The 22,709-nt window shown below is 71.0% G+C and carries 18 protein-coding genes and 1 tRNA gene; 9 read left to right on the forward strand and 10 right to left on the reverse strand.

The window, feature by feature from the left end; genetic code table 11:
- Genes M3M55_RS07040 through M3M55_RS07065 form a run of 6 tightly spaced genes read left to right on the forward strand, consistent with a single transcriptional unit; the run spans position 1 to position 5,859 of the window.
- Positions 1–456 carry a hypothetical protein gene (locus tag M3M55_RS07040; RefSeq protein WP_249012114.1) on the forward strand — a complete coding sequence of 152 codons (456 nt, stop codon included), beginning with the start codon at positions 1–3 and terminating at the stop codon, positions 454–456.
- Positions 453–1,157 carry a Rieske 2Fe-2S domain-containing protein gene (locus M3M55_RS07045; RefSeq protein WP_249012115.1) on the forward strand — a complete coding sequence of 235 codons (705 nt, stop codon included), beginning with the start codon at positions 453–455 and terminating at the stop codon, positions 1,155–1,157. The genes M3M55_RS07040 and M3M55_RS07045 overlap by 4 nt, the downstream gene beginning before the upstream one ends.
- Positions 1,154–2,338 carry a hypothetical protein gene (locus M3M55_RS07050; protein WP_249012116.1) on the forward strand — a complete coding sequence of 395 codons (1,185 nt, stop codon included), beginning with the start codon at positions 1,154–1,156 and terminating at the stop codon, positions 2,336–2,338. The genes M3M55_RS07045 and M3M55_RS07050 overlap by 4 nt, the downstream gene beginning before the upstream one ends.
- A 49-nt stretch (positions 2,339–2,387) precedes the next feature.
- The gene (locus tag M3M55_RS07055; protein WP_249012117.1) at positions 2,388–3,575 is read left to right on the forward strand and encodes a glycosyltransferase family 4 protein; all 1,188 of its coding nucleotides are present in this window, start codon (positions 2,388–2,390) and stop codon (positions 3,573–3,575) included.
- The gene (locus M3M55_RS07060) at positions 3,568–5,589 is read left to right on the forward strand and encodes a glycogen debranching N-terminal domain-containing protein (protein WP_249012118.1); all 2,022 of its coding nucleotides are present in this window, start codon (positions 3,568–3,570) and stop codon (positions 5,587–5,589) included. The genes M3M55_RS07055 and M3M55_RS07060 overlap by 8 nt, the downstream gene beginning before the upstream one ends.
- Positions 5,590–5,592: 3 nt before the next feature.
- Complete coding sequence (locus M3M55_RS07065) at positions 5,593–5,859, forward strand: hypothetical protein (protein ID WP_249012119.1); 267 nt, start codon at positions 5,593–5,595, stop codon at positions 5,857–5,859.
- A 97-nt stretch (positions 5,860–5,956) separates the two neighbouring features.
- Here M3M55_RS07065 and M3M55_RS07070 read toward each other — a convergent pair whose 3' ends face one another.
- The 8 genes from M3M55_RS07070 to M3M55_RS07105 all read right to left on the reverse strand — a co-directional run bounded on the left by M3M55_RS07070 (position 5,957) and on the right by M3M55_RS07105 (position 14,837).
- Entirely contained in the window at positions 5,957–7,060 is a 1,104-nt protein-coding gene (locus tag M3M55_RS07070; RefSeq protein WP_249012120.1) for an enolase C-terminal domain-like protein, read from the reverse strand.
- Positions 7,053–8,627: a GMC family oxidoreductase gene (locus M3M55_RS07075; protein WP_371878745.1), complete on the reverse strand. Its 1,575-nt coding sequence runs from the start codon at positions 8,625–8,627 to the stop codon at positions 7,053–7,055. The genes M3M55_RS07070 and M3M55_RS07075 overlap by 8 nt, the downstream gene beginning before the upstream one ends.
- A gap of 113 nt (positions 8,628–8,740) precedes the next feature.
- Positions 8,741–9,439: a gluconate 2-dehydrogenase subunit 3 family protein gene (locus tag M3M55_RS07080; protein WP_249012122.1), complete on the reverse strand. Its 699-nt coding sequence runs from the start codon at positions 9,437–9,439 to the stop codon at positions 8,741–8,743.
- Positions 9,436–9,858: a hypothetical protein gene (locus M3M55_RS07085; protein WP_249012123.1), complete on the reverse strand. Its 423-nt coding sequence runs from the start codon at positions 9,856–9,858 to the stop codon at positions 9,436–9,438. Before M3M55_RS07085 ends, M3M55_RS07080 begins: the two co-directional genes overlap by 4 nt.
- Positions 9,855–11,636: a thiamine pyrophosphate-requiring protein gene (locus M3M55_RS07090; RefSeq protein WP_249012124.1), complete on the reverse strand. Its 1,782-nt coding sequence runs from the start codon at positions 11,634–11,636 to the stop codon at positions 9,855–9,857. Before M3M55_RS07090 ends, M3M55_RS07085 begins: the two co-directional genes overlap by 4 nt.
- Positions 11,633–13,387, reverse strand: coding sequence for a glycoside hydrolase family 15 protein (locus tag M3M55_RS07095; protein WP_249012125.1), 1,755 nt, complete (start codon positions 13,385–13,387; stop codon positions 11,633–11,635). The genes M3M55_RS07090 and M3M55_RS07095 overlap by 4 nt, the downstream gene beginning before the upstream one ends.
- Positions 13,384–13,842: a hypothetical protein gene (locus M3M55_RS07100; RefSeq protein WP_249012126.1), complete on the reverse strand. Its 459-nt coding sequence runs from the start codon at positions 13,840–13,842 to the stop codon at positions 13,384–13,386. Before M3M55_RS07100 ends, M3M55_RS07095 begins: the two co-directional genes overlap by 4 nt.
- Positions 13,839–14,837 (reverse strand): SDR family oxidoreductase, encoded by a 999-nt coding sequence (locus M3M55_RS07105; protein ID WP_249012127.1) that lies wholly within the window; start codon positions 14,835–14,837, stop codon positions 13,839–13,841. The genes M3M55_RS07100 and M3M55_RS07105 overlap by 4 nt, the downstream gene beginning before the upstream one ends.
- 308 nt (positions 14,838–15,145) lie before the next feature.
- On the opposite strand from M3M55_RS07105, the gene M3M55_RS07110 reads away from it, so the two are divergent.
- Together M3M55_RS07110 and M3M55_RS07115 are read left to right on the forward strand one after the other, a co-directional pair.
- Positions 15,146–15,691, forward strand: a complete 546-nt coding sequence (locus M3M55_RS07110) for a heme NO-binding domain-containing protein (RefSeq protein WP_249012128.1) — start codon at positions 15,146–15,148, stop codon at positions 15,689–15,691.
- A complete protein-coding gene (locus M3M55_RS07115) occupies positions 15,655–17,697 on the forward strand; it encodes a bifunctional diguanylate cyclase/phosphodiesterase (protein ID WP_249012129.1) in 2,043 nt (680 codons plus the stop codon). The genes M3M55_RS07110 and M3M55_RS07115 overlap by 37 nt, the downstream gene beginning before the upstream one ends.
- A gap of 86 nt (positions 17,698–17,783) precedes the next feature.
- Here the strand turns inward: M3M55_RS07115 and M3M55_RS07120 are convergent.
- Positions 17,784–17,855: transfer RNA gene (locus M3M55_RS07120), tRNA-Val, on the reverse strand.
- A 254-nt stretch (positions 17,856–18,109) separates the two neighbouring features.
- Here M3M55_RS07120 and M3M55_RS07125 point away from each other — a divergent pair.
- Positions 18,110–21,280: a protease pro-enzyme activation domain-containing protein gene (locus tag M3M55_RS07125; RefSeq protein WP_249012130.1), complete on the forward strand. Its 3,171-nt coding sequence runs from the start codon at positions 18,110–18,112 to the stop codon at positions 21,278–21,280.
- Between the two features lie 147 nt (positions 21,281–21,427).
- Here the strand turns inward: M3M55_RS07125 and M3M55_RS07130 are convergent, their stop codons facing one another.
- Complete coding sequence (locus M3M55_RS07130) at positions 21,428–22,513, reverse strand: YncE family protein (RefSeq protein WP_249012131.1); 1,086 nt, start codon at positions 22,511–22,513, stop codon at positions 21,428–21,430.
- Positions 22,514–22,709: the final 196 nt, after the last annotated feature.

Below are 22,709 nucleotides of genomic sequence, written 5' to 3' on the forward strand. Positions count from 1 at the left end.
ATGCAGAGCTTTGCCGGGTGCGCGCTGCCGGAGGAGTACCTCTATGACCTCGAGCTCGATGTCTGGGTCCGGCCCGAGGCGGACGGCAGCGTCCGGCTCGGCATGACCGACGTCGCCCAGACCCTGTGCGGGCGGATGGTTGCCGTCACCTTCCAGAAGGCCGCCGGGGCCCAGGTCCGCCGCGGGCGGACCCTGGCGGTGATCGAGAGCGCCAAGTGGGTCGGGCCGTTCCGCTCCCCGCTCACCGGCGCGGTGCTCGAGGTCAACGCCGAGCAGTTCGCCACCGACCCGGGGATCGTCAACCGCGACCCGTTCGGCGCCGGCTGGCTCGTGCGGCTGGACCCAAGCGCCCTGGAGGCCGAACGCGGCCATCTGCTCGACGGGATCGCCGCCTTCCCGCTCGTGCGCGCCCGGATCGAGGCCGAGCAGATCTCCTGCATGCGCTGTGCCGAATGAGCGGCACCGTCCTGCTCTACGGCTCCGACCCGGGGGTGGCGCGCCGGACCGCACGGGCGCTCGCGCCACTCGACGTGTCGGTCCTGAGTGTCACGGATGGTCGGCTGGGGGAGCCGGAAGGGGACGCCCACCCGGTGGTGGGCGTCCTCATCGAGCTCGAGGGAGCGGCCGCGCGGACGATCATCGGCCACTGGCGAAGCACCGTCCCGGAGGCGATCATCGTCGGCTACGTGGTGCTCCCCGACGCTGAACTGTGGCGGGACATGGAGGCGGCCGGCGCCGACGCGGTGACGACGCGCGGCCGCGCGGACCGAGTGCTCGCCGACCGGCTCGCCGATCAGCTGTCGGGCCGCCGGCGGGCCAGGCGGATCCGGCTCGCGCCGCTCGCCGATTTCGCCGGGCGGCTCGGGTTCGTCGGCCGCATCCCCGAGACGCCGGTCGGGGCGATCGCCCTTTTTCACCTGTCCGGTCGGCTGTGGGCGGTCGCCGACACCTGCCCGCACGCCGGCGCTTCCCTCTGCGAAGGCGAGTTGGACCAGAACGTCCTCACCTGCCCGCGGCATGGCAGCCAGTTCCGGGTTACCGACGGTGAGCGCCTGCGTGGGCCCGCCGACCTCGCGCTCGCGACCTTCCCGGTGATCATGGACGCGGGGGAGGCGTTCGTCGAGCTCCCCCCGTCGACTACCCTCCACGGCGGATGAGCGGCCGTCCGCGGGTGATCGTGGTGGGAGCGGGGCCCGGCGGGCTGGGAGCCCTCGCCCGGCTGCGCGCTCGTGCGGCCGAACAGGTCGAGCTGACCGTGATCGCTCCTGGCGCCCGGGCCGTGTTCCTCGGCGGCACCCTCGACGTGATGCTCGGCCGGGGCGAGCCCGAGGACTTCTGCGCCTCTCTGCGCCTGGATGGCGTTGAGGTGATCGACGCGGCGGCGGAGACGGTCGGTGCCGCCGGGGTCCGGGTCGGCGGCGACTGGCTCGCCGCGGACGCGGTGATCGCCGCCCCCGGCCTGTGCCTCCGTCCCGCCGATCGACTGCCCGCCTGGTCCCGGGCGGTCTGGGCCTGGGATCCGTTCGGGGCGGCCGCCGCCCGGGCGGCGCTGCCCGAGCTTCGGGCTGGCCGGATGCTCGTCGCCGTCTGCGGCATGCCCTACCGCTGCCCGCCCGCCCCTTTCGCCCTCGCCGTCGGGCTCTCTGACGCCCACTACGACGCCCACCACCAGACGCGTGTAAGCGCCGCCACCCCCGAGCCGATGCCGCTCGCCGGGGTCGGTGGCGAGGCGCCGGCGCTCGTGATGGACGCGGCCGGGGCCGCCGGGGTGACCCTCGAGCGGGCCTTCGTGCCCGACCTCGAGGCGAGCCGGGACGGGGTGCTCGTCAGCGTCGACGGGCGTGAGCTGGCCTATGACGGTGCCTTTCTCATCCCGCCCCACGACCGCCCGGCCTGCCTGGCCGGACTGCCCGGCGACGGTCCGCTCGTCCCGGTCGGCCCGCGCGGCCAGGTCGGGGAGGAGTTGCTGTATGTCGTCGGGGACGCTGCGGCGACCGGCCTCCCCCGGGCGGCGGGGATCGCCCGCGGGAGCGGGGAGGCCGCCGCCGACGGCGCGCTGGCGGCGCTCGGGCTCGCCGACGCCCCCGCCCCGGTGCCGCTTGAGGCCTCCTGTTACATGTTTCATCACGGCGGCGCCCTGTCGCGCCTGCGTGTCACGGTCAGCCCGGACGGGCCGGCGGTGGCGATCGACCCGCCCAGCCGTGACCTCGCGCCCGCACGGGCGGGGGAGATCCGCCGCTTCCTCGCCTCAGCGGCGGGCGGGCCGACGGGTGGTATGTTCAGTGAGCGTCCTCTTGTCGGTCCCGGGGACGGTGATCCGCACCCCGGTCCTACGTGACCTCTCTGCCGGGTGAGCGGTCTGTCGGAGAGGCCCATCAGGAGCCACGATGGACGCGCTGGACATCCCTGCAGTGGCGGTGCCGACGCGAGCCCCGCCCCGGCGCCGGTTCACTCCGCGGGTGCCGGATCGCAGTGGCGAGGGACGGGCCCGGCACCTCTCCCCGCTGAGCATCGCGATGCTCGCCCCGCCGTGGATCCCGGTCCCCTCACCCGGCTACGGCGGGGTCGAGTCGGTCGTCAGCACCCTCACGGACGCGCTCGTCCGCCGTGGCCACGACGTCGTCCTGTTCGCGGCCCCGGGGTCGGTCTCGACCGCGACCGTCGCTCCGCTGCTCGAGCGCGCGCACCCAGAGGAGATCGAACGGGCCCTCTATGAGGCTGACCACGTCTCCCAGGCCTTTGACCGGATCGACGGCGCCGAACGCGCCCGTCGCTTCGACGTCATCCACGACCACTGCGGGTTCACCGCACTGGCGATGGCCAACCGCATCGCCACCCCGCTCCTGCACACCCTCCACGGCCCCTTCACGCCTGAGACGGGTCCCTTCTACGCCGAGCATGGACACAAAGGGACGCTCGTGGCGATCAGCCGCGCCCAGCTCGCCGGGGCGCCGACCGGGCTCGTCTCCTCCGGGCCGATCCCCAACCCGATCGACCTGCAGCGCTGGTCCTCCCGGGAACGGAAGGGGGATTACGTGCTCTGGATCGGGCGGATCACCCCGGAGAAGGGGCCGCACCGCGCGATCGCGGCCGCGCGGGCGGTGGATGTCCCGATCATCCTCGCCGGCGTGATCCAGCCCGGCCAACAGGCGTTCTTCGACGCGGAGATCGCCCCCCACATCGACGGGGAACGGGTCCGGTTCATCGGGGAGGTTGGCGGTTCGGCCAAGCAGTCCCTGTTCGCCCACGCCCGCGGGCTGTTGATGCCGATCCGCTGGCCCGAGCCGTTCGGCATGGTGATCGTTGAGGCGCTCGCCTCCGGGACGCCCGTGATCGCCTTCCCGGAGGGCGCCGCACCCGAACTGATCCACGACGGGATCACCGGTTTCCTCGTTCCCGATGAGCGGGGGATGGCCGACGCGATCGGACACCTACCGCGTATTCGGTCCGGGGCCTGCCGGGCGTGGGTGGCCGAACACTGCGACGCCGACGTCGTCGCGGCCCGATATGAGCTGGCCTACCGGTCCTGTGCGCCGGCCCAGTCGGGGCCGGAGGGCGGTGCGAGCGGTGTCTGAGGACGCGATCAGCGTGCTGGACGGAAGCACGTTCGTGGTCAGCGACCGGCGCGGCGACGTGTCGCCCGAAGCGGGCGCCGAGCACGGCTTCTTTGCCCAGGACACCCGGTTCCTCGCCCGCTGGAGCCTATCGGTCGGAGAACGGCCCCTCGAGCTGCTGAGCCTCCACCAGGGCACCCACTATGAGTCGGACTTCATTCTCACCCCCCAGGTCGCCCCCGAGGAGCAGGCGCCCTGCTCGGTGATCCGCCGCCGTCTGATCGACCGCGTCTGGCTCGAGGAGGTGACGGTCACCAACCATCTCCACACGCCCGTTGCCTGGCCGGTCACGCTCACCGCCGCCGCGGAGTTCGCCGACCTGTTCGAGGTCAAGAGCGGCCCGGTGGCCCCACGGCCGGTCACCGTCGAGCACGACGATCGCACGCTCACCTTCGCCTACCGCGCCGGCGGCTTTCACCGTGCCGTCACGATCACCGCCAGCCGGCCCGGGACGGTGACCCCGAACGGCTTTGCCTTCGCATTGGAGCTTGCCGCCGCTGAGCAGTGGTCGGTCACCTTCACGATTCTCTCCAGCGCCGCCCAACCGGGCACCCGGTTCACCGCTCGGGTTCCCCGCGGGAGCCGCGCGGAGATGTCAGTCGACAAGGCGGCGGAGCTCGCTCGCTGGACAGCGGCCGCGCCGGTGCTCGACACCGCCAACGAGGACCTCGCACGCACCTACCGGGCGAGCCTCAGTGATCTGGCGGCGCTGAGGATGGCACCGGATCTGCGCACCGGCTTGACCCTCCCGGCGGCCGGGCTGCCGTGGTTCATGGCGCTGTTCGGCCGCGATAGCTTGATCACGAGCCTGCAGGCGCTGCCCTACCTGCCCAGCTTGGCGGCGACGACGTTGACGGTGCTCGCCGCACGCCAGGCGACCACGCGCGATGACTTCCATGAGCAGGAGCCGGGCAAGATCCTGCACGAGCTTCGGTTCGGTGAGCTCACTGCGACCGGGCAACGGCCGCACTCTCCCTACTTCGGCAGCGCCGACGCGACCCCGCTGTTTCTCATCCTGCTGGACGAATACCACCGCTGGACCGGTGATTCGGAGCTCGTGGCCAGGCTCGAGCCGAACGCCCGCGCCGCGCTCACCTGGATCGCCGACAGCGGCGACATCGACGGGGACGGGTACGTCGAGTACGCGCGGCGCAACGTCGCCAGCGGGCTTGTCAACCAGTGCTGGAAGGACAGCTGGGACTCGATCCAGTTCGCCGACGGACACCTCGCCCACGGTCCGATCGCCACCTGTGAGATTCAGGGTTATGTCTATGACGCGCAGCGCCGCGCGGCGCGGCTCGCCCGTACGGTCTGGCACGACGAGGCGCTCGCCGTCGCGCTCGAAGGCCGGGCAGAGCGGCTCGCCGCCCAGTTCCGGCGCGACTTCTGGCTCCCCGAGCGCGGCACCCACGCGCTCGCCCTCGACGGTGACAAGCGGCCGGTGGACGGCCTCTGCTCCAACATCGGTCACCTCCTCTGGTCCGGCATCGTCGATGACGCCGAGGCGGCGCTCACCGCCGCTGCGCTGCTGGGGGAGGACCTGTACTCCGGCTGGGGGGTGCGGACGCTCGCCCGTTCGGCCGCCGGATACAACCCGCTCGGATACCACACCGGAACGGTGTGGCCCCACGACAACTCGCTGATCGCCGCCGGTCTGGCCCGCTACGGCCACACCGACGCGGCCGGTCAGATCGCCACCGCGATGCTCGCCGCCGCTCCGTTCTTTCAGTACCGGCTCCCGGAGGTGTTCGCGGGCTTCCCCGCCGCTGACACCTCGGTGCCCGTCGCCTTCCCGACCGCCTCGAGACCCCAGGCGTGGGCGGCCGGGACGCCACTGCTGCTGCTCAGCACGCTACTCGGGCTCACCCCCGGGGATGAGCCCGTCACCGGCGTTCTCGCTGCCCCGGTCGGCGCGGTCACCCTGCGGCGCCCCGGGGCCGCGTCCGACCGCGAGCCGATGACGGGTAGGGTGTGAGAGATGGACGACGCTGAGATTCTCACTCTGCTGCGACGGCTCGCCCGGCCGCACCCCTCCGGCGGGCAGGTGGTCGAACGGGCGGCGATCATGGCTGCGGGCGTGGACGGGATGGCCGTGATCGACTGGATCCTCGACCACGACGGGGTCCCCGAGACGGTCGTCGAACCGGCTCGCAACCGGGGTCTGCACGGTGCGCGGACGACCTCGCCGACCCTCCCCGGGCTGCGGCGGGCCGCCCGCTACGTGCTCGCCGCCGGAACGCTCTGAGGGCGACGGTCGGGGTGCGCGCTCGGGGACCGGCCCGCGCCGGTGCTGCCCGGCCCATCCCGGCCCGCGGTCGCTGCGTTCCTCCGGCTGGGCCGGCTTAACTGACCGCGTACCGCCTGGCCTCGGCGTCCCGGACACTGAGACCGTGGCCGGCCCGGCCACGGTCGGGACGCAGGGTTCCCCCGTCCACGTCGAGGACACCGTCAAAGAGCAGCCGTTCGATCCGTTGATGGTCGTGGAAGTACTCGAGGTGCAGCAGTGCGGTGAGGGCGGTCCCGGCATGGGCGCTGATCGCCGGCGCGCAGTGCAGCGACAGCGGCCGGTTCGCCGCCGCACACAACGCGTCGATGCGCAGCAGTTCGGTCAGTCCCCCACAGCGGGTGACGTCGGCCTGGAGCACGTCGACGGCCTCGGCGTCGAGCAGACGCCGGCTGTCAAAGCGGCTCCAGCTGTATTCGCCGGAGGCGACCGCCATCCCGGCGGGGGCTCGCGCCCGCACGTCGGCGAGCCCGCCCGGATCGTCCTGGGTGACCGGCTCCTCCAGCCACGTCACCGCGAAGTCGGCGTAACGCTGGGCCCAGTGACGCGCGGCGGCCGGCGTGAAGGCCCCGTTGGCATCGACCATCAACTCGATGTCCGGGCCGATCGCCGTCCGCACGGCCGCGAGCCGGGCGAGGTCCGCCTCGGGGCGGCGCCCGACCTTCATCTTCACCCGCCCGATCCCCTGGCCGACCCAGCCGGCGAGCTGTTCGGCCGTCTGCGCCGGCCCGTAGCTGGTGAACCCTCCGGAACCGTAGATCTCGACCGCGTCCCGGACCGCGCCGAGGCTGACGCTGAGCGGGAGGTCGAGCATCCGGGCCCGGAGATCGTGGAGGGCGATGTCGAGCGCCGCGATCGCGAGCGCGCCGATCCCGCCCTGACCGGCGTTGCGCAGGGCGGCGTGCAGCGCCGCCCACGTCCGCTGCGGGGTGAGCGGATCGCCGTCGCGGACGATGTCGGCGAGCTCTGCCTCGATCAGCGCCGCGACCGCGGTCGGCCCGTAGGTGTAGCCCAGCCCGGTGACCGACCCGCAGTCGACCTCGACGACGACGACGGTCGTCGTCGTCCACGCGAAGGTGCCGTCCGACTCGGGGCCGTCGGTCGGCACCCGGAACACTCGGGTTCGCAGCGCGTCGACCCCGCCCGGTCGCCGTTCAGGCATGACGGGCTCCCGCCGGCCCTGCGGGGTCGACGCGCCGCTGCCCGAGCCGGTCGGCGAGTCGGGAGGCGAGCGCCATGATCGTCAGGGCCGGGTTGGCCGACCCCTGCGTCGGCATCACACTGCCGTCGCAGATGAACAGGTTCGGGACGTCCCAGGTGCGGTGGTCGGCGTCGATCACCGACATCTCGGGGTCCGTTCCCATCCGGCAGCCACCGACGAGGTGGGCGTAGCGGTCGATGCTGAGGGTGTCCTGGGCGCCGGCGGCCTCCCACAGGCGCGTCAGCACCTCCTTGCCGTAGGCGATGTTCGCCCGGTCGTTCTCACACTGGCTGTAGGACATGTGTGCGACCGGCAGCCCATGGCGATCGGTCTCCTCCGCAAGCGTCACCCGGTTCTCGGGTTGCGGCAGCAGCTCACAGAGCAGGCCGAGCGTCGTCCAGTGGGCGTAGTCGCGCATGTATTCACGCAGGGCATGTCCCCAGTGCCCGTCGGCGAGGACGTGCTCGGCCCAGGCGATCGGCAGCGGCCCGACCGTCTGGATCGAGAACCCGCGAGCAAAGCCACGGCTGACGTCGGTCTCATAGAAGTCCTCGGAGCAGATCTCCGGCGGAGGCGCCTTGTACTGGTGCACCGTCTCGGGGAAGCGACCCGCGACCTGGGGGGCGCCCTGGACCATCACGTAGCGCCCGACCTGGTCATGACGGTTGGCCAGGCCGTCCGGGAAGCCCGGGCCGGCGGAGTTCAACAGCAGCCGCGGCGTCTCGATCGAATAACCGGCGACGACCACAATCGCGGCCCGCTGGTGGTGCTCGACCCCGTTGTGGATGTAGGCGACCCCGCGGCAGCGGCCGCGCTCATCCAGCTCGATCCGGGTCACATGGCTGTCAGCTCGGACCTCGACTCCATGGGCGATCGCATCGGGGAGGTGGGTGACGAGCGGGGAGGCCTTCGCATTGACCTTGCACCCCTGCAGGCAGAAACCCCGGTAGATGCAGTGGGGGCGGTTGCCGAACACGCCGTTGGTGATCGCGACCGGGCCGACCCGCATCCGGACGCCGATCCGTCGCGCTCCCTCCCAGGCCACCTCGGCCGCCCCCGAGATCGGGTGGGCGGCGTGCGGATAGGTGTGCGGGTCACCCCAGGGCCAGTCCTGTCCGGCCACCGGCAGCTCCCGCTCGACCCGCTCGTAGTGGGGTTTGAGGTCCTCGTAGCCGATCGGCCAGTCAGCCCCGACCCCGTCGCGGCTGAAGGTGGAGAAGTCCGAGGGGTGGAACCGGGGGGTGTAGCCCGCATAGTGGATCATCGATCCGCCGACCCCGTGCCCGGAATTGTTCTTGCCCAGCTCCACCGGGTCGTGGCCGCCGATCACCCGTGGAGCGTTCCAGTACAGGTGGTGTTGGGCGGCCTCGTCAGAGGCCCAGTCCCGGTCGGGATCCCAGAACGGTCCCGACTCGAGGACGACGATCCGCCACCCCCGCCGGGCGAGCCTCTGGGCGAGGGTGCCACCGCCGGCGCCCGCTCCGACGATCACCATGTCCACTTCGTCGGCGTCCCGGTAGCGCGACATCGACTCCAGCCCGGGGATACCGCGCCGGTGAGGGTCGAGCAACCACGCGGAGTCGTTGTCGTGTGGGACGGGGGCGCCCTTGATCAGCCGGCGCCCCAGCGCCGGACGGGGGCTCACGCCCGCTCCCGCAGGTCACGGACGGGGTCCAGGCCGAAGGCCTCACGCGGCTCCCCCGGATCGACGCCCGTCGGTCCCATGTTGCGGCGCATGTAGCCGCGCGGATAGGCGGGACCCCGGAAGCCGATCTCGTTGAACGCCCACGGGTGGGAGTAGAACGCCGCCAAGGCGCCCCGCATCACCACCCCCCAGGCACGTGAGACGTCGAGATTCTTCCAGACGAGGTCCCCCTCCGCGAACCGCGCGACGACCTCACGGCGGGCGTCTGGGTCGAGGCTGTCAAACCCGTCGAGGTGAGCCGCCACCCGCCGCCACACCTCAGGGTCGGGGGGCATGTTCTCGTACCGGTAGCCGTCGAGGCGGCCGTCGGCGAGCTTGGCATCGATCATCTCGAGCACGGGGATCCGCGGGTCGTCGTCCTGGGCGAGCACGACGTCGAGGAACGCCCGCAGCGTGCGCTGCTCCCCGGCGGTGAAGAACCGGCAGGCGGGGACCGCCTCGACACGGTCGACGAGTGCCCGACGGGTCACCTCATCCCAGTGGCGCCGGCCGGCCATCACGTCGAAGTCGGGGTAGCGGCCGTGCATCTGTGGGGTGATCCCGACCCGCTGGCGGGGGAGACCGCGGGGGTCGGGTGGGTCCCCGTGACGACGGTGATGGGGGAGATGGTCGGCTTCGCGATAGCTGTGGCTCATGCGTCGCCCTCCCGGCGGCTGAGGCTCGCCATGATCCCGATCGCGCCGACCATCGCCAGGGATCCCGGGGCGAACGCCGGTGGGCCCATCACGAGGTTGTAGCTCGCCTCGGCAAACCCACCCGGCTTGCGGGCGACTCCGCGGAGGTGGAAGTACACACCGGCGAGCCCGTCGATGAGAAACAGCGCTGACAGCGCAGGCAACACGGTGTGCGCGGCCCGCTCCGAACGCACGCCCGCCAGACCGGCGGCAGTGAGCGCGGGGGAGAGGGCGACCGGTGTCCACATCCACTTGTTGCCGAACGAGCCCCCGTAGTGGTTGATGTAGATCTCCGCCCCGAGCGGAAGCGCGCTCGCCGCGGTCGCCGCGCTCAGCAGCTTCTGGGTCCGGCCGCAGCGGAGATTGGCGAGAACGCTCATCGGTTGGTGAACTCGACGAGCTTGCCCTTCAGGGCCTGGCGCACCATCTGCGCGGACGCCGGGTCGCGGCGGGCGAGCGCGCTGGCCATTCCCTTCGCCTGCTCAAAGCGGATGTGCGGGGGCAGTGGCGGCACCTCCGGGTCGGTGATGAACTCGAGCAGCGCGGGCCGACCGGCGCTGAGCCCACGATCCCACGCCTCCCCGACCGCCTCGGGCGAGTCGACCCGGATCCCCTCCAGGCCGAGCAGCCGGGCATACCCGGCGTAGTCGAAATCGGGCAGCTGCTGGGAGACCGCAAGCCGGGGATCCCCTGACATCACCCGCTGTTCCCAGGTCACCTGGTTGAGATCGTTGTTATGCAGGACGCAGACGACGAACGTCGGGTTGGTCCAGCGGTCCTGATAGCGGGCGACGTCGATGAGACTGTTGATCCCGACCATCTGCATCGCCCCGTCGCCGATCGCGGCGATCACCGGCCGGTCCGGATGGGCGAACTTGGCCGCGACACCGTAGGGGACGGCCGGGCACATCGTCGCCAGGGTCCCCGACAGCGCGCACATCATGTCTTGGCGCACCTTGACGTGGCGTGCCCACCAGTTCGTCGCCGACCCCGAGTCGGAGGTGAGGATGGCCCGGTCGGGCAACCGCTCCGACAGTTCGTGAAAGACCCGCTGGGGATTGAGCGGGTCCGCGCTCTGGTGGGCTCGATCCGCGAGGATCTCCCACCAGCGTCGGACGCCCGTCTCGATGTCCGCCCGCCAGGCCCGGTCAGTGGTGGGCTGCAGGCGCGGAAGGAGCTCGGTCAGGGTCGCCGCCGCGTCCCCGACGAGGCAGACCTCCGTCGGATAGCGCATCCCGATCAGCCGACCGTCGATGTCGATCTGGACGCACCGCGCCTGGCCGGGCTCGGGCAGCCATTCCGCGTAGGGGAAGTTGGTCCCGACCATCAGCAGCGTGTCGGCGCCCTCCATCATGTCGTAGGATGGCTTGGTCCCCAACAGGCCGATGCCGCCGGTCACGAAGGGCAGGTCATCAGGAAGGGCGGCCTTTCCGTTGAGCGCCTTGGCGACCCCGGCGCCGAGCCGGTCGGCGACGGCGAGCACCTGCGCCGCGGCGCCGATTGCGCCCTGTCCGATCAGCATCGCCACCCGCTCGCCGGCGTTGAGGACCTCGGCGGCACGGTCGAGGTCCGTTGCGGCCGGCACTGCCCGGGGTGCGCTGTAGCCGACGCTCGAATACACCGCCCCGTGGCTGCGGGGCGGTTCCTCGAAGGGAAGCTCCTGAACGTCGTTGGGGACGATGATCGCCGTCACAGACCGGGATGCCGCCGCCACCCGCAGGGCACGGTCGATCAGCAGATCGGTCTGGGAGGGCACGTTGAGGACCTGCACGAACTCGCGGGCGACGTCCTTGTACAGGCTGATCAGGTCGACCTCCTGCTGGTAGTCGGCACCGAGTGATGAGCGGGCCTGCTGTCCGATGATCGCCACGACGGGCTGGTGGTCGAGGCGGGCGTCGTAGAGCCCGTTGAGGAGGTGGATCGCCCCGGGGCCTGAGGTGGCCATGCAGACGCCCGTCTCGCCGGTGAACTTCGCGTGCGCGCAGGCCTGGAAGGAGGCGAGTTCCTCATGCCGGGTCTGGATGAACTCCAGTTCGTCTCCGACGGCGTGAAAGCCGCCGAGGATGCCATTGATGCCATCCCCCGGGTACCCGTAGACCCGCGGGATGCCCCACGCGATGAGGCGGCGCAGGATTCGTTCGCCGACGGTCTGGCTCATGTTGGATCCTTTTCGTTGGGGGCGGGGTCGGCGCCGCGGAGGGACGCCGCGCACTCGAGCAGGAGCGCATGGACGAAGGCTTGGGGCAGATTGCCGCGCAACTGGCGCTGGGTGACGTCGAACTCCTCCGAGAGAAGTCCCGGGGGGCCGCAGGCGCCGCGATTGCGTTCGAACCAGTGAGCGGCCTCGGCGTGTGCCCCGATCCGGTCGAGGCTGAGGGCCATCGCGAACCCACAGAGCAGGAACGCGCCCTCAGCCTCGCCGAGCGGCCGCGCGTCCGGGCGGAAGCGGTAGCAGAAGTAGTCATCGCACAACTCGGCGGTGACGGCGTCGAGGGTTCGCATCGCCCGCGGGTCATCGGCCGGGGTGGCTCCGCGCAACGCGGCGAACAGCAGCGCCCCGTCCACGCGTGGGTCATCCGGCGCGCGCTGCCAGTGACCGTGGGGGGTGAGGGCGTCGGAGGTGTCGGCGAGTATCCGCTCGGCGAGCCCCAGCCACGCGCCGGCCCGCGCTCCGGCGTTCGGGGCGGCCGCGACGCGACGCAACCCCGCGACGCAGATGAGCCGGCTGTGGGTCCAATGGGCGGGCTCGAGTTCCCAGATCCCGGCGTCGGGCTCGCCGCCACGGGCGGCGATCGCCTCTACCGCGGCCTGCACCGCCCGCCATCCGTCCGCGTCGAGGCGGTCTCGCTCGTCAGCCGCGGCGAGGCAGAGCAGGCTCTCCCCGAACCCGTCGAGCTGGAACTGGCGGTTGGCGTGATTGCCGAGGAAGTCGGCCCCGCCGGGATACCCGGGGAGCCCGAGAGCGCTCTCGTCCGGCACCGCGCCGCCGTCGACGGTGTAGGCGGGGGCGAGTCCGGCGCCGTCCTCGAGCAGACGTTCGGTGAGAAACGCGGTCGCGTCATCGAGCAGGTCATCAGCGCCGGCCCGGGCCGCCGCCTGGCCGCTGATCGCCTGGTCGCGCACCCAGGCGTAGCGGTAATCGTAGGCCCGGCCGGCGTCAGCGCGCTCGGGCAGTGACATCGTCGCGGCGGCGACCATCCCGCCCCCCGGCGTCGTCAGTCCCCGCAGGACCGCGCGGGCATGCCAGGCGTCGCGCTCGCCGAGCGCGACGGCCGGGGGCGGAACCCGCTCGCGCCAGGCGGTCTCGGTTCCTCGCCACGCCTGCGCGGCATCGACCTCACCCGCGTCACCGTCGAGACAGAGGATGAGATCGTGACAGCCGCCGGGTTCGAGCACGAACTCGGCGCCGAGTTCGTGCTCGGCGTCGGGGCGTGCGTCCGCGGCCCCGGCGAGGCTGAAGTGCCGTCGGCCCAGCGATCCGCGCCAGATGCCGTCCTCGCAGCGCAGCTGGGTGGCCCGGCGGCGACCGTAGTCGTGCGCAAGACCGACGCTGAGGTGGATACGGGCAACTCCCTCAACGGCGATCACCCGCCGCAGGAGGGTCGCCCGGTCGCGCTCGCCCGGGAACACGAGCGCCTCACGCGACTCGATGATCCCGTCCTCGGTCACCCAGCGGCTGCGCCAGATCAGCGAGCCCCGCTCGTAGCTCCCGCCCCAGACGTGGCGTCCGACGGGGGTGATCGCGAACCGTCCAGCGCCTCCCATCAGGGAGGCGAACACGGCCGGGTCCGACCACCCGGGGAAGCACATCCACGCGATGTCTCCGTGCGGGCCGATCAGCGCCCCACGGTGCCCGTCGGCGAGCAGCGCGTACTCCCGCAGCACGTGCGGTGCGGGCGGGAGGCTCATGAGCGCTCCCGGGTGGCGTGCGCGACGGCTGTCGCGGCCTGCCAGCCGGCGAGAGCGAACCCGGTTGCGCTGAGGCAGTTGAGCAGCGCCAGCCGGCGCGGTGAGACCACGGCGGCGATCCCGAGGGCGGTGACGGCGTGGATGCCGTCGACGACCGCGCCCGTGCGCACCGCCGCCGGGGTCGGATACCGCCACAGCAGCGCCGCCTCGATTCCCTGGCGTGCGCCGAGGATTCGTGCGAAGCGCAGGCGAGCCCGGTCGGGCTCGGACCGCTTGAGTGCGGCGAGCGGCGGCTCGGGCGCGATCAGCAGCGCCCCGGCGATCGCCGCTCGGGCGACGGTGAGCCAACGCAGCCCGCCGGGCAGGTCGGCGGCCGGGATCCGTGGTGGCTCGGGCCGGGCGGCGATCCCCCTCCGCGGAGGGGTGAGCCGGGCCGAGGAGGCTGGGCCGGTCATCGCCGCGCCTGCCGACGGGCGAGAGCGAGGGCGGTGACCCCGGCGGCGACGCCGAGTGCGCCCCGCTGGGTCAACAACCACAAGATCGGGTCACGGTGGTGGGCCTGCTCGGAGAACGGCCCGGCGGCCCCGCAGTCGACCTCCTGATCGCGTGGCTCGAACAGGTTTTCACCGAGCCGCGGCAGGTCGGCGTCGCTCTGTTGCCCGCTGACGCCGCGGCGGGCGAGGTAGAGGTCCGCGAGCCAGGGTGCGAACCGCTCGCCGATGATCGTGTACGCGGTCGAGACGCCGACCCACAGGTTGCGCCGCGGGTGCTCGGCGAGGAAGGCGATCGCCCGCGCGGGCACCTCCGGGGCGAACACCGGAGCGACCGGCCTCGGGTGGGCGGGCATTCGGTTGAGGTTCCAGTTGAACTGCGGGGTGTTGAGCCCCGGCAGCTGCACCATGCAGATCCGGACGGCGCTGCGTTCGTGCTTCAACTCGGTGAGCACCGATTCGGTGAACCCCGTGACGGCGTGCTTGGCGCCGCAGTAGGCCGACTGGAGCGGGATCGACCGGAACGCCATCGCCGAGCCGACGTTGATGATCGTGCCGTGGTTGCGGGCGCGCATTCGCGCCAGCGCCGCTCGGGTGCCGTTGACCTGACCGTAGTAGGTGACATCGGTCATTCGGCGGAACTCGGCCGGTGTCGTATCCCAGAAGAACGCAAGCGCGCCGGCGAACGCGGCGTTGACCCACACGTCGATCGCCCCCAGCTCGGCCTCCACGCGGTCGGCCGCCGCCTCAACCGCCGTCTCGTCACTGACGTCGCAGGCGAGCGCGAGCCCGCGGCGGCCGCAGTCCTTCACCTCCGCCACGGCCGCCTCAAGTCCGGCCCGCCCCCGGGCGAGGACCGCGACGTCATAGCCGCGGTCGGCGAGGGCGCGGACGGTGGCGCGGCCGACACCGGCGCTGCCGCCGGTGACGACGGCGATCTTCGGGGGAGCTGCCTGCATCAGACGGGGCCTTCCGATCGAGGGAGAGGGTCAATGAGCCTGCTCCTGCCCTACCCGGGGGTGGTGGGAGAAAACCGGCCCTGTCAGCGCACAAACGTGCGCCACCGTGTCCGGAACTGGGGATCGCGCCGGCGGAAGCTGCGGCTCAAGCCGATGGGCCGATACACCGATAACGGCCGCGGGGAGACGCCCCCGACCCAGACCGCCTTGATGATCCCGGTGACGACACCCGAACGCATGCATCCGAACCCCGTCGTCCTCACTCCCCCGCGTCGTGTGTCGCCGGGTGCGGCAAGATTGCCGGCACCGTGAAGGGCATCGTCTTCAACCTGCTCGAGCAGAGCGTGGTCGCCGACCACGGGGAGGACGTCTGGGAGGAGCTGCTCGACGTGAGCTGCCTCGATGGCGTCTACACCTCGCTGGGGAGCTATCCGGACGAGGACCTGTTCGCGCTCGTCGGCGCCGCCGCATCGGTGCTCGAGGTTCGGTCCGATGACGTCGTTCGCTGGTTCGGGCAGCGGTCGCTGCCTCTGTTCGCCGAGCGGTACCCGCAGCTGTTCTCCCGGCACGTTGATGCCCGCTCCTTCGTGCTCACTCTCAACGAGATCATCCATCCGGAGGTTCGCAAGCTCTACCCGGGCGCCATCGTCCCCGAGTTCGGGTTCGATACGTCCGACGCTGACTGGCTGGGGATGGACTACTACTCGCCGCGCAAGCTCTGTGCCTTTGCCGAGGGCTTGTTGATCGGAGCGGGTGAGCACTACGGGCAGACCGTCACCATCGACCAGCCGCAGTGCATGAACAGAGGGGATCGGGAGTGTCGGATGAATATTCGCTTCAGCCGTACGCGTTGACCGAACTGCCGGAGATCCAGGCGCGGGTGGACCGTCTGGAACGTCAGCTCCGGCGCCAGCGCCTGGCCCGCCAGGAGGCCGAGAGGATCAGCGAACGTGCGACCCGTGAGCTCTATGACAAGCAGCAGGGGTTGGTGCTGCTCGAGACGGTGGCCACGGCGGCGAATGAGGCCACCGGCATCGAGCCGGCCATCGCGACGAGCCTGGAGGCGATCCGGGCGCACGCGTCCTGGCGCCTGGGACATCTGTGGCTCCGCGATCGAGCCGACGAGATGGTGTCGACGGACGTGTGGGCGGGCGACACCGATCGGCACGCCCCGTTCTGTGAGGCTTCCCGCGGCCTGCGCTTCGGCCCCGGGGTCGGACTTCCCGGCCGCGTCCTGAAGGACGGCAGGGCCGTGTGGATGTCCGATCCGGCCGGGCTTATGTCCCTCCCGCGCGACGATGCGATGCGTGCCGCGCAGCTGCGCACGGCGTTGTGCTTCCCGCTTCTGGCCGGTCCGGACGTTGTCGGTGCCCTTGAGTTCTTTGCTGACTCTGTCCTCGAGCCGGACCTGGAACTGCTCGCGCTGATGTCCCAGGCGGGGACGCAGCTGGGGCGCGTGGTTGAGCGCCAGCGGGCCGCCGAGGCACTCGTGCATCAGGCCACCCACGATGCGCTCACGGGATTGCCCAACCGGGTCTTGATCCTCGACCTGCTCAAGCGCTCACTCGCGCGTCAGTCCCGTGCCGATGGGGAGCGGACCGCGGTGTTCTTCGTCGATCTGGACGGCTTCAAGGCGATCAACGACACGCTCGGGCACGCCGCGGGCGACCGACTGCTGAGTGAGGTCGCGGCTCGCCTCAGTAGGGTCATCCGCTGTGAGGACACGCTCGGTCGACTGGGCGGCGACGAGTTTGTGATCGTGTGTGAAGCGCTCACCGATGAGTATCCCGTCGTGATGATCGCCGACCGCCTCGGCGTGAGCCTTCGCGAGCCGTTCACCCTTGACGGGGAGCAGTTTCTCGTCAGTGCGAGCATCGGCATCGCCCTTGCCGACGGCTCGGAGGAGCCAGGCGCCCTGATCGAGCAAGCCGACGCGGCGATGTATCGCTCCAAGGAGCTGGGACGCGCTCGGTACGAGTTCTTCTCCGATGCGCTGCGCGAGCGGATCGCGCATCGCCTCGAGCTGGAGAGCGCCCTGCGTCACGCCATCGCACGGGGGGAGTTGCGACTGCACTACCAACCTGAGGTCGACCTGCACACCGGTGCGATCGTCGGAGTTGAGGCGCTGCTGCGCTGGCAACGGCCGGAGGCGCTGGTGACGCCGGGCGAGTTCATCGGGCTGGCGGAGGACACGGGCCTGATCGTCCCGATCGGGACCTGGGTGCTCACGGAGGCTCTGCGCCAGCTGGCCGCCTGGGAGAACGATGCCGCGATCGCCACGAGCCCGTGGATGTCGGTCAACCTGTCAGTGCGACAGCTCTCTGACCCTGAGCTGATACCGCGCGTCACCGCGGCGCTCGAGCATCGCTGCGCCGACCCGGCACGCCTGCTGCTCGAGGTGACCGAAAGTGTCGTCCTCGATGATGCGGAGGCGGGCCTGAGCGTGCTCACCGCGCTGCGTTGCCTCGGCACGGAGATCGGGATCGATGATTTCGGGACCGGGTACGCCTCACTCTCCTATCTGCGCCGGTTTCCCGCCTCGGTGGTCAAGGTCGACCGCTCCTTCATCGCCGAGCTCGGGAACGACCATCGGGCCCGGGCGATCGTGGAGGCGATCGTGACGATGAGTCGCTCGCTCGGTCTCAAGATCGTGGCTGAGGGCATCGAGACCGCTCAGCAGCTGCGGATCGTGCGCGAGCTCGGCTTTGACATCGGCCAGGGGTACCTCTTCGCCCGGCCAGGGTCGGCGGCCGACATCGGCCGGCTGCTCGGGAACGCGACCGCCTTCGGATCGCTGCTGGGGCCGGTGGCCCGGGACGAGACCGAGAGCGCGCATTCGCGGGCGGCCCTCGCCAGGTGAACCCGGAGGTGGCGCGAACCGGTCGCTGCCGGGCAGCGAACCGGTCAGCGGCCTCTGCAGGAGTCCCCGTCGGACTCTCGCGGTGATGGGCACGGGTGGTTTCGAACCACCGACCTCTCGCGTGTGAAGCGAGCGCTCTCCCACTGAGCTACGCGCCCGTCGGGCATGTCGAGGTTAGCGGAGGGCGGCACGGTCGTCATCCCGGCTCGGGCCCCGGGCCCGCACCCCCTTCGGCCCGGCGGCGGCCACGCAGGGGTCCCCCCGCGAGCGCACCGCAACTTCGCGCGCCTCCGGTTGTTATCGGGGGGTGAAGGGCGGTCCGCCGCCCCCCGGCCGGCTGAGAGCCGGTGCAACCCTCGGCGCGGGGCCGAGAACGATCAAGGAGCGAGCCACGATGAGACGACGACTGCGAATGCACCCCCGGAAAGCCGGCGGTCCCGCTCATCTCGGCGCTTCCCTGAGGGCGCAGCTGCTCGCCGTCGCGCTGACGCTGGGGCTGCTCGGCACCGGCGCCGTCGTGCTGGGAGTCGGGGCGGCCCAGGCGACGGCGGCCTCGGGGACCCATCTCGTGCCCGGCTGGCTGGCGGGCATCTCACGGGCCACCCGGATCGGCGCTCCGCCGGCGGGTACGCAGATGACCGTTGGGGTGGCCGTCAACGGCCCGCACCCCGCGGCCGAAGCCGCGCTGCAGGCCGCGATGTATGACCGCTCCAGCCCCGAGTACCACCACTTTCTCACCGTCGCGCAGTTCCAGCGGCGCTTCGGGGTCAGCCCGGCGACGACGGCGGCGGTCAAGGCCTTCCTCACCTCGGGCGGCCTGACGGTCACCGACGTCGAACCCGGCGGGGCGTACATCCTCGCCACCGGCGCTCCCGCGCAACTGGACCGTCTGTTCAACGTCACCATCAGCCGCTACAGCTACGGCGACCATACCTTCCTGGCCAACAACGTCGCGCCGTCGGTCCCCGACAGCCTCCCGATCCGTGCCGTCCTCGGTCTCAACACGGTCGACAAGATGAGCCTGGCCAGCCTCACCGGCCACCGGGTCGCCGGCCTCCCGACCCTCCAGCGGGCCGCGGCAGTGCGGGCCTTTCTTGTGCGCCAGCACAAACGTGCCGCGCACGCCAAACTCATTCCCGGGGTCGGCATCCAGTCCGGTAACGAGCAGGTCTACACCCCGCAGGAGCTGTGGGGCATCTACAACATGCCGGGGGCGACCACGCTCCCGAACCCGACCACCGGCCTGACGACCCCCGCGGAGCTCGCGAGCTCCCATGAAGCGCTCGGACAGGGCCAGAAGATCGGGATCATCGGTGAGGGGGAGACCTCCAGCGTCACCGCCCAGCTGCGCCTGTTCGAGAACGCCGTCGGCCTGCCGAAGATCCCGGTGCGGACGATCGAGACCGAGGGCGGGCCCGACAGCGCCTATGGGGATAACACCGGCGCAATCGAGTGGTACCTCGACTCCCAGTCCTCAACCGGAATGGCCCCCGACGCCAAGCAGCTCGACTTCTTCTTCGCCAAGACGCTCTATGACGCCGACATCCTCTCGGCCTTCAGCGCCTGGGCCAACGATCCGACCGGTCCGGCGGAGATGAACGCCAGCTTCGGCGAATGTGAGGCCAACCCGACCAACCCGGTCTCCGGCCCGCTGGCCCAGCAGCCCTACGGCACCGAACTCGGAGACGAGCTGGAGGCGGGCGCCGAACCCGTGCTCGAGCAGGCGACGATGGAGGGCCGCACCCTGTTCGCCGCCGCCGGGGACACCGGCTCGGGCTGCCCTGAGGTCGCCATCCCCGTCGCCGGGGCCGGCAACGGGGTCGCCCCCCAGCCGGTGCCGCTCGTCAACTACCCGTGCGCGAGCGCGTACGTCGTCTGTGTCGGCGGAACCGTCGTCTCCTCACCGGGCACGACGTACCCGACCGGCGCCAACAAGCAGTCCGCGATGACCTCCTGGAGTACCGGCGGCGGCGGGTCGAGCGAGTTCATCCCCGCGCCCAGCTGGCAGTCCAAGGTCGCTCACATCAACCACGATTGCATCTCCAACGCCTCCGGCAGCGTCGTCTACACCGGCAACGCTCCGCTCTGTCGTGGGGTGCCCGACGTCGCCGACCTGTCCGGAAACATCACCGGCGACGGGTACTTCATCTACATCGACGGGAACCCCTCCTCGGAGGGCGGAACGAGCCTGTCCAGTCCGCTGATGATGGGGCAGTGGGCCCGGATCCAGTCGGCGGCCGCAGCGAAGGTCCAGGCGGCTGGGGGCAACGGCTTCGCCGACCCGCTCATCTACCAGCTGGCGTCCAGCGCGGACACGTGCTCGGCCGCGCCGTGCGGCGGTCAGTACGGCCAGGATTTCTACGACATCACCGCCTCTGAGACCGACACCGGTAACGGCGTCTACCAGCCCGGTCCCGGCTGGGACTACGCCTCGGGCTGGGGGTCCCTGAACGTGTCGGACTTCATGCAGGCCGCGGATGGAGAGACGACCTCGCCGGTGTCCTACACGGGCACCGAGCGGCCGGCGGTGAGCGTCTGCACGGCGAGCATGAACTCGCCGGTCGGCAACGCCACCGACCCGGCCGACGTCAGCCTCGGCAACCAGCCGGGCGCGGACCTCACCAACGCGACGCTCAGTTCGCCGAGCGCGGCGAAGATCACCGCCACCTGGACGGTCCCGGACCTCTCCCAGGGAGTGCCCCCGGACTCCAACTCGCTCACCTTCTATGTCGCGTGGGAGTACCACGGGCTCGTCTACTACGCCCAGGCGGTCGAATCGTCCGGGGGCGGCTTCACCTACAGTTCCGGGAACACCGGCCCGTTCGAAACCAAGGGCTCCCCCAACTTCGGCTCCTACACGGATACCGCAGGCTCGGCGGCGACCGGCAGCGTCAACACGACGACCGGAGTGATCACGGTGACGGTTCCCACCAGCGAGGTGGGGTCCCCATCGGCCGGTGCGCTGCTCACCGATCCCCAGGCGTTTGATCAGGTGACCCTGGGGACGATCGACAGCTCCGACAACCTTGCGCCGTACTCGACCGATCAGGGCCGGACCGACTCGGTCGGGGTCAACGTCGTCGTCGGCGGGGTCAAAGGCTCGAACTGCTCGCCGATGCCGGCCGGCACGGCACCGGTGCACCCGACCACGCCGGCGTCACCCAAAGGCCCGACGACGACGAAGAAGCGGCACAACCACGCAGCGGGCTGCCAGACCCGGTCGGAGATGCCGGTGACTCACATCACGGCCAAGCGCCTCAACGCCCGCTTCCTGCAGCTGCGCGGGGACGCCTTTGCCCACTGCCCCGACCGGATCGTCCACGTCGGGATCGCGATCGCCCGGGTCCGCCGGTTCCATCGTCGGCTCGAGTGCGCCTTCCTCACCGGCCGACACCGGTTCACCCGCTTTGGCGGCTGTCGACCCCACGACTACCTGCGCGCCCGTGGAACGACACGCTGGACATTCTTCCTGCGCGTCCACCTGCGGCCGGGCGTCTACCACATCTGGGAGCACGCGCTCGACAACCGTCACCGCGCGACCCGGAACGTCGCCGGCCGCTACGTGTTCCTGCGCGTACGCTGACGGTCCCCGAGACGCCCGTGCGCTGATCCCCGGAGGCTGCGGATTGGCGGACGGGCGTCCGCGCGCTGGTGACCGACACCATCATGTGCCCGGCACCGCCTGGCGAGGTTCGCCCACGTGGGTGGGCTCGCTGGGCGGTGGGGCGCGTCATCCCGTCGTGCGGCGAAGCACCGAAACGGTCCCTGACTTCTGGTTGACGACATAGACGGTCCCTTTGGGACCAACGGCCACACCTTGCGGTTGGGATCCTACCTTGACGGTCGCGCTGACGGTATCGGCGGCGACGTTGATGATCGACACGGTATTGGAGAGGCTGTTGTTCACGAAGAGCACACCTAGCTTCCGGTCGAGAGCGACACCGTGGGGTGACTTGCCGACCGCGATATCAGTGACCACGGCGCCGTTACGGATCACCGCCACCTGCCCACTACCTGCGACGCCCACGTAGATCGTGTTGGCGCGGGGATCCGTCGCAACGTTCCAGGGGTGGGGGCCGACGGTGATCGTCTTGGTCACCGTCATGGTGGACAGGTTGACCACGCTTACACTGTCGCCGGCCGGATCGACCGTCCCGGTGAGTGTGACTCCGGTGTTGGCCACATAAGCGGTGCGGGTGCCCGCGTCGACGGCCACGCCCCACGGATTGGCCCCGACGGCGAGCCCCGCAGGGTTGACAACCTTGTTGGTCAGCGTGTTTACGACGTAGAGCCTGCTCTGGGCGACGTCTGTGACGAACGCCTCGTGAAGTCGGTTCGAGACCGCCAGGCCGTGCAGGTGGGCTCCGACGGGCAGCTCCTTGATCACCGCGTCGGTCCGGGCGTTGATGACGTCGAGATAGCCTCGCGCGATGTCGGTGACATACACCCGCTGGGTCTTGGCGTCGACCACGACGGTATGGACCGTCCCGCCCAACTTGATGGTTCCGGATATCTTCCCCGTCCGCGTGTCGATGACCGTCAGCGTGCCGGCGGCGAGGTTGCTCACGAAGAGCTTGTGCAGCTGAGGGTCGACCCCCGGAAAGTGGGGCGTCGACCCTGCCGGCCAGGTTGCGACCACGTGATAGCTCGGCGGCGCGGGACGGTTCGCCGACGTCGCCGAGCTGCCTGCTGCCGCGACCTGCTTCGGCGCCGGGTTTCCGGCTGCGGACGCACTCTGGCTCCCGCACGCCGTCAGGGCCAAGCCCATCAGCGCGACCGAAGCGCCGCCCTTGGTCTTGAGGATCGTGTTCTTCATCTATGGCCTCCTGTGCTCTGAGTTCTCCATCTGGGAGGCCCATCGCACGCTAAATGTACGGACAATTTAGCGTACCCTCCCGGGAGGCCGGTCAAACGGAGGCGTGGCGATGGCGGTGACGCGCCGGCGGCCGTCGACCTCACCTGGACTGCTCGCATCCTGGTTTGGCGGCGTGGTTCCTGGGCCGACCGGCGTT

Origin of the sequence: Conexibacter sp. DBS9H8 (assembly GCF_023330685.1) — a bacterium.
Classification (GTDB): domain Bacteria; phylum Actinomycetota; class Thermoleophilia; order Solirubrobacterales; family Solirubrobacteraceae; genus Palsa-465.